This window comes from Candidatus Limimorpha sp. (genome assembly GCF_056203535.1).
The window spans coordinates 1-16,435 of record NZ_JBADWU010000035.1 but is presented as its reverse complement, the minus strand read 5'-3'; the positions used below and the strand labels follow the sequence as shown (position 1 = coordinate 16,435).

The following is a 16,435-nucleotide window of genomic DNA, read 5'->3' as shown; positions in this document are numbered from 1 at the left end:
CTACGTCTCTACACACCATATTCACCAAAAATAAAAGAAACTCACCACACGGCAAAACGCCTCGCGCCACCAGCTTTGGTGCCGTTCAAAATCGACATCGTGGGTGCGGCTACGGAAGACATGAAGTCCATAGAAAAAGTTGTGGGCGCGCCATTCGGCCACCAACGACTCCATGCTCCGTTGATTGACAGCCATTTCTTCGGATGCGTTTTCGCGCAATCGCATCAGATAGTCAGCCATTCCCTCCTTGCTTTTGACCTCGCAAGAGTCAACAATGTGGGTGTTTTCTTCGGTCAATATGGCTTTTGAAGTGTCAATCATTTCACCTGAATATCAAATGCCGACCAGTCTTTTGCCTCTTTCAGCAATTCGTAATAATGGCAGATGTTTTCCTCGGTAATTTCCTCCCCATTAACTGATTTGATGATGTCGCCGACATTGAATTCCGGATTCATGGAAAGGCAACGCCTCAAGATGGAAATCCGTCCATTGGCTGTTGTGATTTTATATGGATGAATCTCAAATGGTTCCTCTTTAACATTACGCGGGCGGAAATAGACTTTATCGAAACTCGGACTGATAATCCAGTCGAAACGCGAAATGAATTTCATACCAACATTATCCATATCAATATCAGGCACATAGAGCACATCGGCCTCACACGAATACGAATCCATAGTTATATTTTCATTCGGTGCATAGCAGAAGACAGTCTTTTCCGTAGGACCAGATGCCGCAATAGCGTATGCCCCATCAAACGGAACATCAGTCTCACGATTCTCATCCACGCGCTTTTTATCTTTCAAAACAATACCGCCAGAGTTTCCCGTATCAAAAACGCAATTATGCTCTTTGCCGTCAACATTCAAAGTAATGAAAAGCAGACTTATCATCTTGAACTTACATTTTACCTCCTGATAGCCAGTCAAGTCAATGTCTTTTTCAAAAACTTGATCCATAACCATAACATTATCAGTGAAATTGAAGCCAAGATAGTGATAGCTTTTAAGCAAGCCAAACGAACCAACCAATGGATAATCAAAACCAGGTTCCGCGTCGCAATACGGAATAATACTATCAACCTGAATGAAATTACAATAAGCATGTGCCGTAAAATTCCCAAAAGCGTAATTCACCGTATCCAGAGCCATGTGCAACTTGGATTTTTCGAGCGTTGTTACGGTTGCTTCATTGTACTGCAAATCAGGTCTTTCGGTTGATGAAACGAGTTTCCCCATAGGTGCGTTATAGCCTAAATCAAGTTGAACCGTGTCTTTCTCGCCATTGACATCCGCTTCAAAAAGCAACTTATTGTCTTTCAATACGAAAGCAACAGAATCGTGTGAAACGCGGATAGAAAGACGGTTTTGTTTTGATAACTTAAACGCCTGTTTAAAGTATTCGAAATTACCAGATTGGCAAGATGGAAAAGCCATCAACGCCACGAATGCAAAATACAGAATAGGTTTTCTAATCATAATTATTATTCTTGAAACATTCATTTTTTCACCTGAATATCAAATGCCGACCAGTCTTTCGTCTGTCTCAGCAATTCGTAATAATGGCAAATGTTTTCCTCGGTAATTTCCTCACCGTCAACGGATTTAATGACATCGCCAACCTCAAATCTCGGATTCATTGAAAGGCAACGGCTTAGAATTTTTATTTCACCACTAATCGTAGTTAATGTATAAGGATAAATATTGCGCGGCTCAACATCGATATTGCGGGGTTTGAAATAAGCCTTGTCGTGGTATGGATCCAACACCCAGTCGAAACGCGAAATGAAACCAATGCCGACATTATCGAAAGACATATCAGGCACATACATCACATTATCCTTGCATTGATAATCTCCCATTGAGACTTCTTCCCCAAGTTTCGTGCAAAACCGCTGGGAATCAGTAATGCCCGAAAGAAACTTGGCAAAAGAACCTTCATATTGAAGGTCATCTTGACGGTTTCCCTTGATACGTTTTTTGTCCTTTAAAATAATGAATCCCGATTCGTTCCCCGTATCGAAAAGACATTCATGTTCCTCGCCATCAATGGTCAGATAGATTTTCAAAGCGTTTGAAAGCAACATATATTTACACTTTACTTCTTGATAACCAGTCAAATCAATAGAATCCTGATGATGACAGATAATTCTTAAATATCTGTTTGTAAAATCCAATTTTAAACGTCTCCAGAATAGGCCATACGTTCCGACAATAGGATACATATCCTTGAAACTGAGTTCTTTATCGCAATAAGGAACATCGTTCATCAAGACAATTGAACGTGTATATTGAATTTCGCAATTAGCAAACGAATACTTGACCGGCACGGTCGCCATTTCCAATTTTGAGCGATTCACCGTATATACAGGCACCTGAAAGAACTCGACATCAGGACGTTGCGACTCCGAAACCGTTTCTACCATAGCTATTGTGCAGCCAGTGTCGAACTGCACAGTGTCCTTTTTGCCATCAATTTCAGCTTCAAATAGGATTTTGCCGCTACTGAGGACAAACGGAACCGTATCAGGTTTGTTAGCATCGCACGAAAAACCGTCATTATCCGTATGAATATCCTTTTGATGCTTGATGTATTTAATATAATCCAATTTGCAAGACGAAAACATTGTCAAAACAATGAATGTCAATAAGATGTAATGCCTTTTAATCATAATGAAGAATTTTATTGGGCAAAATTAAGAATAAATTTCCATCGTTCCATCCTTTTGCTTAATTTTGACCCCGACAATTAAAACTAACCACTATGATTGACTTTTCAAAAATCCTATTCCTTGACATTGAGACCGTTTCGCAACAAAAAAGTTACGAAGACCTGAGCGAAAGAATGCAGAAACTTTGGGACAAAAAGACCACCCACCTGCTGAAACCCGGCGAAGAAACCACGCCTGCCGAAATGTATGAACGCGCCGGCATTTATGCCGAATTTGGAAAAATCATCTGTATATCAGTCGGTTTCTTCAACGGCGACCGCTTCCGTCTGAAATCGTTCTACAGCCACGACGAGAAAACCTTGCTGATTGAATTCGCCAACCTGCTGAACCGTTTCTACGACTTCCCCGAATCGCAGCTTTGCGCCCACAACGGCAAGGAATTCGATTTCCCTTACATCGCCAGACGAATGATTGTCAACGGCGTAGTCGTTCCGCGCGCCCTGCAAGTGGCCGGCAAGAAACCTTGGGAGACCAACTTCATCGACACCATGGAACTTTGGAAATTCGGCGACTATAAAGCCATGACTTCCTTGGACTTGCTTTGCGCCATCCTCGACATTCCGACACCGAAAGACGACATCAACGGCAGTGAGGTCGGTCGCGTGTATTGGCAGGAAAACGATTTGGAACGCATCCGCACCTATTGTCAGAAAGACGTTCTCGCCGTCGCACAACTCATGCGCCGCTACAACTATTTGCCATTGATTGCAGAAGACAAGATTGATTATTGCTGAATAAAGTGGAAAGTGGGAAGTTTTTCAGTGGAAAACTTTGGCCGAACACGGACTTTGAAGTGGAAAGTGGGAAGTTTTTAAGTGGAAAACTAATCATAAATCAAAGTAGTACTACTCAAAAATATAAAAATATGGGACAAAGTCCATTACAAGATAAAAGCAAGGCTTTTGCGGTAAAAATCGTGAGATTTTATAAGGATATTATGATTCCAAGAAAAGAGTATACTTTAGGCGACCAAATTCTCCGAAGTGGTACAAGTATTGGTGCCAATACCAGAGAAAGCAAAAATGCCCAAAGCAAACCCGATTTCATTCATAAACTCAGTATTGCCCTAAAAGAGGCTGACGAAACTCAATTTTGGCTTGAATTATTTGTGGAGACGAACATCATTACATATCAGGAATTTACGATGATGAATGAACCTCTAAAAGAAGTCATAGCACTCTTAACAGCATCTATTAAGACAGCAGGAGGCAAACAATAAACTTTCAACTTTTCACTTCCGACTTTTCACTTTCAACTTTTCACTCCAAAAATGCACATACTTTCTAAATCAACATATATCAAGGGATTGCAATGCGAAAAAGCGCTCTACATGCAGAAAAAGCATCCTTATTTGCGCGACAAACTCAGCATCGAGCAACGTGCCAAGTTTCAGCGCGGCACTGATGTAGGCATCATGGCCCACGAATATTTTCCAGGCGGAATCGACATGAGTCCGGCATCGCCTTCGCAATTTCCAAAGAAAATCCAAGAGACTTGGGATAATTTAAGCAATACTGAAATTAACGTCATGTATGAGGCTGTATTTCAATATAATGATACGCTCATTATGTTGGATATGCTTGTGCGTGATGGCGACAAATGGCTTGCCGTCGAGGTGAAAAGTTCGATGGCGCTCAGCGACACCTATTATAATGATGCCGCGCTGCAATACTACGTTTTGCACGGCTGTAAGGTTCCGCTCAGCGATTTCAAGCTGATGTATATCAATGGTGACTATGAAAGAAAAGGTTCAATTGATGTTAAACAACTATTTAAATTAGAATCAGTTATTGATTTTGTAAAGGAACGTGAGAACTATGTCGCAAAAAATGTTGAAAGGCTGAAAAACGTGGTGGCACTCCCTCATGCTCCTATAATTAATATCGGCACGCAATGCCACAATCCTTACACTTGCGATTTTCTCGGGCATTGCTGGAAACTCATTCCGAAAGACAGTTTCCTTTACACTAACGCCATCGGTGATGAGCAGCTTTTTTCGCTCTATTTCAGCGGAACGAACTCCAATCAGAAACTGCTTGCACAATTGGAACCCGATTCCTTGGAAACGCATCAGATTGAAGCCTTGCAAAACGGCACCTATTACATTGATTTCAAGACACTTTTCTCGCTTTCTCCCAAACCGAAACCACGTTCAATTGCCTTCCTGAATCTGCTTCTATACCGTCCCGCCGTGCCTGAAATCGATGGCACAAAACCTTATCAGGAAATGATTCTGGCATTTGCCTTGCAAGGCGAAAACGAAAATGGCGGCAGCTTCTTCTGGAATTGTTTCGAAGACCATTCAAAATGGCGCGAATCCATTGATATTCTGATTGATAAACTTTCGCATTACGAGCAGATTGTCTGTTTCACGCCGCAAAACCTATCAACGGTTTTGTTGCGTCACGAAATCATTCAGAATAAGGATATCGGCTACCGCATCTTCAACCTTTTCGATGTCTTGCAGCAAAGCCATTTCTACCACCCTTCAATTAAGGCAGGATTCAGCTTGCAACATGTTGCCGAGGCTTTGTTTGCAGAAGAAAAACTGTTTGAACACAGCCGAATCATCATGGAAGCCCTCAGCAACGACTTGATAAGTTATCAACAGGCAAAAGAAGACTTAATCACTGAAAACGTGATAGTTGCAAAAACATATCAACATTTTTTCAAATAGTTGAAAACTTCCCCCAATCCGCAAAAGCGAGGTCGGTTTTTATTCGTATTTTTGCAGCCTGACAAAAAAAATGGAAATGCCCACTGATACGACACGCAAACCTTTTGGCGAGATGACCAAAAGGACTTTAATGACTCCCGAGCAATTGCTTAACAACCAAGGGAGAATACCACCGCAAGCAACTGATCTTGAAGAAGTTGTGTTGGGTGCTTTGATGCTTGAAAAGGAAGCCGTGAATGCCGTCATCGATATTTTGACGCCAGAAGCGTTTTACAAGGAACCACACCAGAAGATTTTTAAGGCCATCAAGGATTTGTTCGGCAAATCGGAACCGATTGATATTCTCACCGTCACCAATGCGCTGAAAATGAGCGGCGAACTGGAAATGGTCGGCGGTGCCTATTACATCTCGAAACTGACCAACCGCGTTGTTTCGGCGGCCAATATCGAATACCATGCCCGTATCATCATGCAGAAACACATTCAGCGTGAGCTGATTAAGATTTCTTCCGAGATGATTCACGATGCTTTTGAAGACACTACGGACGTGTTCGATTTATTGGACAAAGCCGAAAACAACCTTTTCCAAATCGGCGAGAACAACCTGCGCCGCAGTTACGACTCCATGCAGGATTTGGTCAGCAAGGCCATCAAGGAAATCAAGAACGCGAAAGATGCCGACAACAAGCTGCGTGGCGTGCCTTCGGGCTACACCGAATTGGACCGCATCACGCAAGGCTGGCAGAAATCCGACCTGATTATTTTGGCCGCCCGTCCAAGTATGGGTAAAACCGCTTTTGCCTTGAATCTGGCCCGCAATGCCGCCGTCGATTTCCACCGCCCGATTGCTTTCTTCTCTTTGGAAATGTCGTCAGTTCAGCTGGTTACGCGTCTTATTTCAACTGAGACTTCACTCACCGCCGACAAACTCCGTTCGGGCGATTTGATGGAATACGAGTGGCAGCAACTGAACACCAAAGTCACGCCACTGACCGATGCGCCAATCTTCATAGATGATACGCCTCAGCTGTCGATTTTTGAACTGAGAGCCAAATGCCGCCGACTGAAACAACAGCACAAAATTCAGATGGTTTTCATTGACTACCTGCAACTTATGACCACAAAAGGTGAAAACAAAGGCAACCGTGAACAGGAAATCAGTACCATTTCAAGATCGTTAAAGAGTCTGGCCAAGGAATTGGAGATTCCAGTTCTCGCTCTGTCGCAATTGAGCCGTAGCGTCGAGCAGCGTCCTGGCTCAAAGAAGCCTATCCTTTCCGACTTGCGCGAATCGGGCGCTATCGAGCAGGATGCCGATATGGTTATGTTCATCTATCGTCCTGAATATTACAAGGAAGGCGTTGAAGACGAAGGCAAACCTAAAGGCTACACCATCATCGACATTGCCAAGCACCGTAACGGTAAATTGGGCGAAGTTGAACTGAAATTCGTCGGCCAATACGCTCGTTTTGAGGAATTTCAGGCTAACAGCGAAAGCAACTACGGTCAATTGGGCGCCAATCCGGGATTTGAAATGCAACAAGCAACGCGCGTTGTAAGTTCCTCATTCAATGACGATAATTTCCCAAGTAACAACGATTTCGGATTAAGTCCGAATCCATCGGCAAACAATGATGTTCCGTTCTAATGCAAACATTAACAATCAAATACATTATATCATGAAAAGAAATTTCAAAATCGCCTTACCTATCCTATTGGTTTTCATAGGATTCATCGCAATGTCATTTACCACAGGTAACGACAGCGTCGTCCTCCGCGTCAATGTGAAAAAAGGTCAAACCTTTAGCATGAAAGGCAAGACAAACCAGTTGATGGCCATCAATGCCCAAGGCATGAATGTGAGTATGCCTCAAACCGTTGAAATGCGACAAAGCATTAGCATTGAAGAAGTTAATGGCGAAAACATCACCGCTTTATCAACCATCGAAGCTTTCAAACTGACCATGACCCAAATGGGCATGAAACTCACTTACGATTCCGAACATCCCGAAAACAACAGCCCGATGCTGGCTGGTCAGACCGGTGAAATCGACAAGATCATTGGCAAAAAATTCACTAGCATTTACAACAATCGCGGCGAACTTATTCAATCGGAAGAAATCGCTTCAAGCATAAATTCCCAAGCAGGCATCATCATTCCTTTTCCGGAAGAACCTGTTCATGTAGGAAGCCAATGGACACAAGATACCACAATGAGTATCAGCAATATTGACATGAACGTCGTCAATACTTTCACGGTGACGGAAATCACGAAAAAGGCTGTCACACTGACACAAACCACAACCATGAAAGGCGGCAGCGAATCAATGGCAATGGATATGAGCATGAGTGGCGAAGGCACCGTTATCATCAACCGCGCCAGTGGTATTGCCACGAAGATAACGAACAAGACAAACTCTTCCATGACGATTGAAGAACAGGGCGTGAGAATGCCTATGACCATGACCATGACTGCGGAATATACAGTTGAATAAATTCCGAAATAATGAAAAGCGACAACAAAAAAACGCCTCATTCACAGAAGAATCCGTTGAAATTCAACGTCACGGAACCTGCCCCATTGATGGAATTCCTGATGAAGAAACTCGACGGCATCAGCCGCAGCAAGGTAAAGCGTATGCTGGCGAACAAGATTGTTTCGGTCAACGACGAGCGCACATCGCAATTCGATTTTGCCTTACAACCCGGGATGGTGGTCGAAATCGGCAAGCCGACGGCAAAGGAACGTTTCCATAGCCAATGGCTCAAAATCGTTTACGAGGACAAATATCTTCTCGTCATCGACAAAAAGGAAGGTCTGCTGACAAACAGTCCGACACCCGAGCAAGAAACAGCACAAAGCATACTGAATCAGTATTTTATCGCCACGCAGCAACGCTGCCGTGCCCACACAATCCATCGCCTCGACCGCGACACTTCCGGCCTTATGCTTTTCGCAAAGGACAAGAAAGTCGCACTGATGTTTGAAGAAGACTGGAAAGAAACCGTTTACGACCGCCGTTATGTTTGCGTGGTCAGCGGAGAAATGGAAAAACGCGATGGTAAAATAGCTTCCTGGCTGAAGGACAACAAGGCTTTCATAACTTATTCAAGTCCAACGGATAACGGAGGAAAATATGCCGAAACCTACTACGAAACGCTGATCAGCAACAAACGCTATTCCTTGGTGGAATGTCGTCTGGAGACAGGCCGCAAGAACCAAATCCGCGTTCACATGCAGGACATCGGTCATCCCGTTGTCGGCGACCCAAAATACGGCAACGGCGACAATTCGTTAGGCCGTCTTTGCCTCCACGCCTACAAAATCTGTTTTCATCATCCCGTGACGGGAAAGGATTTGGAATTTGAGACGCCCTTCCCTGCCGTGTTTGAGAAACCATTTCCTCAGAAATAATCAAAAAGCCGCTGAAAAGCGGCTTTTTTCATGTCTTACAACAAGAAAAACAAAGCCACGCCCAAAATGGTTATCAACGTTCCAATCACCTCGCGCACCGTGACTTTCTGATGATTGATAAGCGCGTATGGCAAAATAATCAGCACTGGCGTCAGGGCCATGAGGGTTGAAGCAATGCCCGCATGGGTGTAACGCACTGCCATCAACGAAAGCGAAACACCGATGAACGGACCGAAAAAAGTCGTCAAGGTGGCGAAAGTCATGCCGCGACGGTCGTGCAGAGCCTCTCCCACTTGCCCCAACGATTTCCGGCAAGCCAAAATCAGGAAGAAACCTATCAGGCCAGCGATGGCACGGATGTATGTTCCAGCAAAAGGCATCATGTCAACAACCCGTTGAGGTGCATCGGCTGGCATGGATTCCGCATAATGGTTCAATCCTATCTTACTCAGCACCAAACCGATACCCTGTCCCATGCCGGCACCGATACCGAAAAGCACACCTTTCAAGGGCAGTTTCAGTTTCAGGCTCTTTCCGCTGCGCACCATAATGGAAAAGCCGATGCCGAAAAGCGTGACAAACATGGCAAGCCATGAGCGCCACGACATCGATTCGCCCAGCAACAGCCAGCCCGTAATACCAGCCATAGGCGGTGCCAAAGTCATAAACAGTTGTCCGAAACGCGAGCCGAAAACGATATAGGAATTGAACAGGCAATAATCGCCGAAGACATAGCCGACAAGTCCCGACAAGGCAAGCCACAGCCATGCCGAACCGTTAGCAAAGACAGGATATGGGCTTCCCGTCGCCACCCATAGCACGATGCTTAACATAATGAGTGACAGCACCATCCTTATCAGATTGAGTGGCAATGCGCCCAACCTTTTGCTCGCAACATCGGCAAACAAAGCCGTTGCCGTCCACGACAAAGCCACTGATAAGGATAAGATTTCACCTAAATATTGCATGACTGGATTTTTTGCGACGCAAAAGTAGGAAATTTTTCCTTTTATGGGAGAAAGCTATTCCAGAACGCCAATGTGTATACAAAAACTATTTTGTCTTATTGCCAAAAGGGCACTACAGACCAACTTGTCTTATTGAATTTTATAACCGACAAATCATCGGATTCAAAAAGGCAGCATTAAAAAAGGCCCGGCTGCAAGCAGTCAGGCCAAAAACCAAAAATTATGAAAAAAACTATTACTATTATGCTAAGAATGGCATTTTAACCACGATAGCCTTGAGGAGTTTGTTACGGACCTTGATGTAGATTTCAGTGTCTTTCTTGCTGAAAGCCTTGCAAACCAAGGCAGTACCGATGTTCTTGCCTGTTGAAGGTGAAGGGCTACCGGAACGCACCATGCCGATGACATTGCCTTCGGCATCGCACACTTCGTAACCATTACGCGGAATACCACGGTCAATCATTTCAAAACCGACAATCTTCTGGCTCACGCCATTGGCCTTCTGAGCAGCAAAGATTTCGCGGTTGATGAAATCGTTACCATCGACGAACTTGGTGATCCAACCCAGACCAGCTTCGATTGGGCTGATGGTGTCGTCGATTTCGTGACCATAGAGGCAGAAACCCTTTTCGAGGCGGAGGGTATCGCGGCAGCCCAAGCCAGCAGGCATGATGCCGAATTCCTTACCAGCCTCAAAAACAGCATTCCACACTTCGATTGCATGAGCAACCGGGATATAGATTTCGCAACCACCGGCACCAGTGTAACCTGTTGTCGAGAAAATCACGTTTTCAATGCCAGCGAAAGTAATGATTTGGAAAGTATAGTATTCCATGTCAACGACATTGGCAGTTGTGAGTTTCTGCATGGCTTTCAGGGCGTTAGGACCCTGAACGGCGAGCTGTGCCCATTCTTCGCTTTCGTTCTTGAAGTCTTCACCGAGCTTCATGCCGAACTTGGCGGCAATCTGGCTCATCCAATTCCAGTCTTTGTCGATGTTGGCAGCATTCGGAACCATGAAATAATGGTCGTCAGCAATGCGGTAAACCAGCATATCGTCAACAATGCCACCCTTGCCGTTTGGCAGGCAGGTGTACTGAACCTTACCGTCTTCCAAAGCAGCGACATCATTCACGGTGCAATATTGCATAAACTGCTTAGCCATAGGGCCTTTTGCACGGAATTCGCCCATGTGAGAGACATCAAACACGCCGACATTGTTGCGGACATTGTTGTGTTCTTCAACCAAGCCTGAGTATTGAATAGGCATGTCGTAACCAGCAAATTCAGCCATCTTGGCGCCCAAGTCGTGGTGAATCTGGTTGTAAGGAGTCTTTTTTAATTCGATGTTTTCCATTTGAATTATGTATTATGTGTTACTAAAATTCGACTTGCAAAGATATGAAATTTCATTTATCGCGTAATATCTTTATGTGACTTTTTGCGTGGGCCAAACTCCCACTTGGTATAGTTGAGCGTATACATCTTCACGACACACGGCTCATCGCTGTTCACCTGACGTTTCAACGTGCAGCCATTGGCCGGGTCGACCCAGAATTTCACGATGCTGCCATCAGGTTTCTGCGTGAAAAACACCCAGCAATTGATGCCAAGATATTCTTCTTCACCGAGATAACAATTGGCAATGGAATCAGCAGGCACTTCGACATTGAAAGCGTTCAGTGGGAAAAATTCAGATGACAAAGGCTCAAAATCGAATTTCACATCCGGCTGCCAGCCTTTATCCAAATCATAATGGAAATTTTCGCCCGTCTTCACATTCCAGTAACAATCAACGCCTTTTCCATCGTGATACGACTCTTCGTCACCGATTTTTACGCGTGTCTCAGTCGACTTGCCCAACGGGTCGGTATAGCTGATGAAGAAATGGTCGGTTGGCGGATTGAACTTGTAAGTGCCCGTGAATGGTTTTGCCACAGGACGTTCAAAGCTGAATTTCATCGTATCTTCAGGCTTGATTTCGGCCACAATGACCTTTGCCTTCACCGACTCTTCGCCACATTTTGCAGTAATTGTAGCCGTTCCACAGTTCAAAGCCGTGATTGTAACGCGGCCATCAGCCTTCGGCATGGTCTTAATCACATTTGAGCCGGAAGTGCTGAAACGCAACTCCTTGCACGACTCGTATGGACGCCACGAAGTGTTTTCTCCAGGTTGCAAACGGATTTCCGTCACGTTGTCAACCGTTTGTGCACAAACGATTGTGCTGATGCCAAGCATCATGAAAAGCATGAATTTTTTCATAGAAAATGAGAGATAATTTGATTTGTGCAAAAGTATAAAATATTTGTTTTGTCAGCAAATACGGGAATATATTTTGATTTCGGAACCTCTGAAAGTTCATTGTGCAGTTTTATTTTGAACAATTACTTACTAGTTCTATTTTGATTCAGCCAGCACCAATAATCGAAAAATCCCTGACCATTCAGCCAAGGCTTTTCTCTTAATACAAATAAATCAATAAATTCACTTCTTGCTTCTCTTGCTCATGGCGTAGGCTGCGCCGAAGCCGATGAGCAGCAGGGCGCCGCTACCAAGAGGTGCGGCATCCTGATTGGTGTTCAGGCCGTGTCCGGGCAAAAGCGGAGTGCTCACGCTGCCGCCGTTGTCAGCATCGCGGGTTTCGCCACGGCCAAAGAGACCGCCGCCGTTAGGCTGGCCGTCGTCGCCAAAATACTGTGCCGATGCACCGATTGTCATCCCGAGGACGATTACTATCGTCAATACTAACTTTTTCATTTTTATTGCGTGTTTAATGATTTTACTGAATCCCCATAACTCCTAATTCCTCACTCCTCACTTAACAACAATCTTCTGCGTCGTGCCGTTGAGGTTAAGGATATACAAGCCGGCAGTCATACCGTTGGTGCTGATGCGACATTCGCCGTTGATTTCCTCGCTGCTGATGATGCGTCCCAGCACGTCGATGACTTGCAGGTTGGCGCGGCCTTCGTTGCTGACGATGATTTCACCGTTGCTGATGAAGGCGAAATTGCCCGCTGAGCCTGTCGAAACGGCATCCTTAACGCCAAAGACGAGTTTGAAACGCGAAGCGTAGTCGTCAGTCTTGGCATCAAAAGTGTATGTAGAGGCGTTGCGTGCAACGTCTTCTTCCGAACACATCAAATTCACATCGTTACCCGTCAGGTTATCAACCAGATGCAGATAATTCAAGTCCACGTTTTCGGTGTTGACCGTGATGGTATAGCTGCCATTCTTAGCTGCCTTGAAGTTAAGCGGCATTTCACCGCTCGTTGAGCTTGTCGAAACGACAGCAAAATCCTTTCCATCCTGCGGAATGTAGAGACGTGTGCCATCAGCATTGAGCATCAGTTTGCCGAGGACATCGCCTTCGCCGAGGCGCACTATGGCGCGGTCGATGGCGGCGGCACTACGGCTCTGGCTGAGGGTGAGTGCGACGCTTGCTGCTGGCAGGTTGCGTGTGGTTGAAGTGGTGAAAGTGATGCTTTCGCCTGTGCCTTGAGCCTGCACGAACACGCCTTCGCATGGTGCAATAACAGAGTTTAAATTATCCACAATGATTTCCGTGCCGTTTTCATTCATGCGGTAGAAGCTTCTGCCGTTGGCAAGGTAGGCATTGCAAGGATAAGGGTTGCCCACCAAGTTGAAACCAGCAAAGTCAGCATTTGCATCGTATGTCAATGTCTTGGTGTCGGTGTCGGCAAAACCTCCACGGAAAACAATCGTCGTGTTGTTCTTGTTGGCATAGAGATAGCCGCTTTGGTTCTCGATGCCGAATGATTCGGCCTTGTAGTTGAGCCATTCGCGGCCTTGGCTGTCGCCTGTCTGGCTGAAGCGGTAGAGGTCGTAGTCTTCGGCTGGGTTGGCTTTCGTTCCCTCTGGAATGAATGTAGCAGCCACCGGTGAGGAAACCAGATACCAGTTGCCACCATCTGTGCCATAGCCTTCAATGTCTTTTTTCACGGTGAGGTCGTTGCAGGCAATCGTTCCGTTGTTAATAAGTTGCGCACCGTTTTCAAGGGTGATAAGGCTTGTCGTTAAGGTGTAGCCTTCGGGAATGGTGAGCGTCTTGCCTGCGGCAACATTCACGGAATGTAGGGCGGCATTGTCGCCTGTGGCATCGAAGATGCAGTCGGCGTTGACGAAAACATTGTGGCACGGCATGAAAGGCACTTCGTTTTCCTCCCAGTTGGCGGCGGTGTTCCATTCGCTGCCCGTGCCGTTGAAGTGGTAGTCTTCATGGTTGTATTCAATGAAAATGTAGTTGTGTCCACTCCAAGCGCTTTCGTATAAATTCGTTGTGTTTATCGGAATGTAAACCTTGTTTGAGGCATCTGGGATTATTGAAGCCAGGCTTGGTGCGGTTTGGGCTTTGGAAATGATGTTGGTGAAAGAGCATCCATAAAAAGCATATTGCTCAATGCTTGTCACGGAACAGCCGATGGTGAGCGAGCCGTTGAGACCTGAACAATGATAAAAAGCCCTTCTTCCAATGTTTGTCACGGAATTTGGAATGGTGAGGGAGCCAGTGAAGCCTTGACACCATGCAAAAGCCTCTTTTCCAATGTTTGTCACGGAACTGCCGATGGTGAGTGAGCCATTGAAGCCTGAACAGTTCCAAAAAGCCGCTTCTCCAATGTTTGTCACGGAATTTGGAATGGTGAGCGAGCCAGTGAAGCCTGAACAGCCTTCAAAAGCCCCTTCTCCAATGTTTGTCACGGAATTTGGAATGGTGAGCAAGCCGGTTAAGCCTGAACAAGAGTAAAAGGCACAGTCGCCGATAGCCTTCACAGTGTAGCTTATTTCATTGTGGCTGACGGTTGCGGGCAGGCTGATATTCCCTGCAGGTCTGGTGTAACCATCGTAACATTCCAAATAGTTGTCGCTATTCGGTGCCACAATGCTCACCCAATGCTGCTCTGCATCGATGATTCTGTAATAGAGGGTCTGGCCGGTTTCGCAAATGGCGGAGAAATCGTATGGCTTATAGAAGTTGGCCACAAGGTTGCGGTCGGCAGTCAAGGTAAAGGTGTATGGGTTTTCAGTGGATGCCACCTCGCCGTTTTCAGTCCAATTCTTGAACCTGTAGTCTTCCGTGGGCGTTGCCGAAACGGTGATTTCCGTTCCTTCAACTGCCGATTGCACAGTTTCGCCGCCGCTGGTTGCCGTAGCCGTGCCGGTTTCTTCCGGGCTGACCGACAATGTGATGTAGTACAATGGTATGCGTTTGAAGAAGCGCAGGTTACCTTCGCTTATTCCCGTATGTGTCGTAATGATGTTGCCGTTGTGGCAGACGGTGTAGCCAGATGAGCCAGCCGAAGAGATGTTGCCGTCCGTTATGGACAAAGCAAAAGGATCTGTCGAGCCAAATGGGCTGAATGTTGAGAGAGACACTCCCTGCGTGGTGATGGACAAATCTCCGTTATCGCAATATGCATAAACAAGATTGTAGGCATAACCAAAATCAGTGAATTTGTATTCGACAGGATTTGCAGGATATAATGACAGCTTCATTTCTCCGACTGCCGTTCCCGAAGTGTGCAGGTAGTAGTCGTCACCGTCTTGATAGCCGAGCACGTAAACGTCATCGTAGGACGAAGGCAAGGAGGTGATAGGATTATAATCGTATATTGATTCAAAGTTGGCCACGAGGTTGTGGTCGCTTTCATAGGAGAAAGTGTAAGGATTGTCGGTTGAGACTTGCACGCCGTTTTCAGTCCATCCAGTGAACCTGCTGATTTCGGCGGGCGTGGCAGTGACGGTGGCTTGGTGGTTCTCGCAGGTGGCAGACTGTGTTATGCTCGCCGAGCCAAACTCAGGGTTTGCCGATGCCACCGTGAGTTCATATACGAAGCCATCGTCTATTTTGTCGGCAACTACGCTCCAACTGTCTTTATAGTCATTCTCCTTGCCGCAAGGCACGGTGATGGATAGTAATTCTGTCATGTTGGAAAAAGCGTTAGTGCCCAAAATAGGCGGTGTGGTAGGCTTGGAAATGATATGGGCAAATTTGGTATATGCAAAAGCACTTCCGCCAATGCTTGTCACAGAACTGCCGATGGTGAGCGCGCCGTCATAGCCTAAACCAGTAAAAGCATATTCTCCGATGCTTTCCACGGAATTCGGGATGGTAAGCGAGCCTGTTAAGCCATAACATTCCCAAAAGGCATCAGCTCCAATGCTTGTCACGGAATTGCCGATGGTGAGCGAGCTGAAACCTGAACATCCAAAGAAAGCATCATTTCCAATGCTTGTCACGGAATTCGGGATGTTGAGCGTGCCGGTTAAGCCAAAACATGAGTTAAAGGAGTGGTCGCCGATTGCCGTCACGGTGTAGCTTGTGCCGTCGTATTCGACGGTTTCGGGCAGCGTGATATCGCCTGCGGGTTTGTTGTAGCCGTTCCATCCATTAACGTTATTGCCATTCGGTGCCACAATGCTCACCAAGTTCTGCTCGGCATCGATGATTCTGTAATAAAGTGTCTGGCCGGTGGTGCAAGTGGCGGAGAAATCGTATTGCTTGAAGAAGTTGGCCACAAGGTTGCGGTCGGTAGTCAAGGTAAATGTGTAAGGGTTGTTTGTTGAGACTTCCATGCCGTTTTCCGTCCAGTTGGTGAATATGTGGTCCTCAGCAGGCGTGG

Annotated in this window: 14 protein-coding genes; 6 read left to right on the top strand and 8 right to left on the bottom strand. The window is 45.9% G+C overall.

What is annotated here, in order from left to right; genetic code table 11:
• Nucleotides 1-21 precede the first annotated feature (21 nt).
• The 3 genes from AC06MN_RS03975 to AC06MN_RS03965 are packed head-to-tail and all read right to left on the bottom strand — an operon-like array spanning nt 22 to nt 2,671.
• Nucleotides 22-321 (bottom strand): hypothetical protein, encoded by a 300-nt coding sequence (locus AC06MN_RS03975; protein WP_475671060.1) that lies wholly within the window; start codon nt 319-321, stop codon nt 22-24.
• Nucleotides 318-1,478, bottom strand: coding sequence for a hypothetical protein (locus tag AC06MN_RS03970; protein ID WP_475671059.1), 1,161 nt, complete (start codon nt 1,476-1,478; stop codon nt 318-320). The genes AC06MN_RS03975 and AC06MN_RS03970 overlap by 4 nt, the downstream gene beginning before the upstream one ends.
• A gap of 20 nt (nt 1,479-1,498) precedes the next feature.
• Nucleotides 1,499-2,671, bottom strand: coding sequence for a hypothetical protein (locus AC06MN_RS03965; RefSeq protein WP_475671058.1), 1,173 nt, complete (start codon nt 2,669-2,671; stop codon nt 1,499-1,501).
• 92 nt (nt 2,672-2,763) lie between these two features.
• On the opposite strand from AC06MN_RS03965, the gene AC06MN_RS03960 reads away from it, so the two are divergent.
• The 6 genes from AC06MN_RS03960 to AC06MN_RS03935 all read left to right on the top strand — a co-directional run bounded on the left by AC06MN_RS03960 (nt 2,764) and on the right by AC06MN_RS03935 (nt 8,823).
• Nucleotides 2,764-3,465: a 3'-5' exonuclease gene (locus AC06MN_RS03960; RefSeq protein ID WP_475671057.1), complete on the top strand. Its 702-nt coding sequence runs from the start codon at nt 2,764-2,766 to the stop codon at nt 3,463-3,465.
• A gap of 131 nt (nt 3,466-3,596) precedes the next feature.
• The gene (locus AC06MN_RS03955; protein ID WP_475671056.1) at nt 3,597-3,950 is read left to right on the top strand and encodes a four helix bundle protein; all 354 of its coding nucleotides are present in this window, start codon (nt 3,597-3,599) and stop codon (nt 3,948-3,950) included.
• Nucleotides 3,951-4,061: 111 nt separating this feature from the next.
• Nucleotides 4,062-5,408, top strand: a complete 1,347-nt coding sequence (locus tag AC06MN_RS03950; protein ID WP_475671055.1) for a hypothetical protein — start codon at nt 4,062-4,064, stop codon at nt 5,406-5,408.
• A gap of 76 nt (nt 5,409-5,484) precedes the next feature.
• Nucleotides 5,485-7,056: a replicative DNA helicase gene (gene dnaB, locus AC06MN_RS03945; RefSeq protein ID WP_475671054.1), complete on the top strand. Its 1,572-nt coding sequence runs from the start codon at nt 5,485-5,487 to the stop codon at nt 7,054-7,056.
• Between the two features lie 31 nt (nt 7,057-7,087).
• Nucleotides 7,088-7,903, top strand: a complete 816-nt coding sequence (locus AC06MN_RS03940; protein ID WP_475671053.1) for a DUF6263 family protein — start codon at nt 7,088-7,090, stop codon at nt 7,901-7,903.
• 11 nt (nt 7,904-7,914) lie between these two features.
• Entirely contained in the window at nt 7,915-8,823 is a 909-nt protein-coding gene (locus AC06MN_RS03935; protein WP_475671052.1) for an RluA family pseudouridine synthase, read from the top strand.
• A 35-nt stretch (nt 8,824-8,858) separates the two neighbouring features.
• On the opposite strand, the gene AC06MN_RS03930 is transcribed toward AC06MN_RS03935, so the two are convergent.
• The 5 genes from AC06MN_RS03930 to AC06MN_RS03910 form a co-directional block, all read right to left on the bottom strand.
• Complete coding sequence (locus AC06MN_RS03930) at nt 8,859-9,791, bottom strand: DMT family transporter (RefSeq protein ID WP_475671051.1); 933 nt, start codon at nt 9,789-9,791, stop codon at nt 8,859-8,861.
• A 241-nt stretch (nt 9,792-10,032) separates the two neighbouring features.
• Nucleotides 10,033-11,148, bottom strand: coding sequence for a glycine cleavage system aminomethyltransferase GcvT (gene gcvT / locus AC06MN_RS03925; RefSeq protein ID WP_475671050.1), 1,116 nt, complete (start codon nt 11,146-11,148; stop codon nt 10,033-10,035).
• A 56-nt stretch (nt 11,149-11,204) separates the two neighbouring features.
• A complete protein-coding gene (locus tag AC06MN_RS03920; protein WP_475671049.1) occupies nt 11,205-12,056 on the bottom strand; it encodes a hypothetical protein in 852 nt (283 codons plus the stop codon).
• A gap of 222 nt (nt 12,057-12,278) precedes the next feature.
• Nucleotides 12,279-12,551, bottom strand: coding sequence for a hypothetical protein (locus AC06MN_RS03915; RefSeq protein ID WP_475671048.1), 273 nt, complete (start codon nt 12,549-12,551; stop codon nt 12,279-12,281).
• A gap of 57 nt (nt 12,552-12,608) precedes the next feature.
• Nucleotides 12,609-16,435: leucine-rich repeat protein (locus AC06MN_RS03910; RefSeq protein ID WP_475671047.1), on the bottom strand; the 3,827-nt coding region annotated here is incomplete at its 5' end.

Bases quoted from the DNA above. Each gene is read 5' to 3' on its own strand.
- AC06MN_RS03975 (WP_475671060.1), bottom strand. From the start codon at position 321: ATGATTGACACTTCAAAAGCCATATTGACCGAAGAAAACACCCACATT.
- AC06MN_RS03970 (WP_475671059.1), bottom strand. From the start codon at position 1,478: ATGATTAGAAAACCTATTCTGTATTTTGCATTCGTGGCGTTGATGGCT.
- AC06MN_RS03965 (WP_475671058.1), bottom strand. From the start codon at position 2,671: ATGATTAAAAGGCATTACATCTTATTGACATTCATTGTTTTGACAATG.
- AC06MN_RS03960 (WP_475671057.1), top strand. From the start codon at position 2,764: ATGATTGACTTTTCAAAAATCCTATTCCTTGACATTGAGACCGTTTCG.
- AC06MN_RS03955 (WP_475671056.1), top strand. From the start codon at position 3,597: ATGGGACAAAGTCCATTACAAGATAAAAGCAAGGCTTTTGCGGTAAAA.
- AC06MN_RS03950 (WP_475671055.1), top strand. From the start codon at position 4,062: ATGCAGAAAAAGCATCCTTATTTGCGCGACAAACTCAGCATCGAGCAA.
- dnaB (WP_475671054.1), top strand. From the start codon at position 5,485: ATGCCCACTGATACGACACGCAAACCTTTTGGCGAGATGACCAAAAGG.
- AC06MN_RS03940 (WP_475671053.1), top strand. From the start codon at position 7,088: ATGAAAAGAAATTTCAAAATCGCCTTACCTATCCTATTGGTTTTCATA.
- AC06MN_RS03935 (WP_475671052.1), top strand. From the start codon at position 7,915: ATGAAAAGCGACAACAAAAAAACGCCTCATTCACAGAAGAATCCGTTG.
- AC06MN_RS03930 (WP_475671051.1), bottom strand. From the start codon at position 9,791: ATGCAATATTTAGGTGAAATCTTATCCTTATCAGTGGCTTTGTCGTGG.
- gcvT (WP_475671050.1), bottom strand. From the start codon at position 11,148: ATGGAAAACATCGAATTAAAAAAGACTCCTTACAACCAGATTCACCAC.
- AC06MN_RS03920 (WP_475671049.1), bottom strand. From the start codon at position 12,056: ATGAAAAAATTCATGCTTTTCATGATGCTTGGCATCAGCACAATCGTT.
- AC06MN_RS03915 (WP_475671048.1), bottom strand. From the start codon at position 12,551: ATGAAAAAGTTAGTATTGACGATAGTAATCGTCCTCGGGATGACAATC.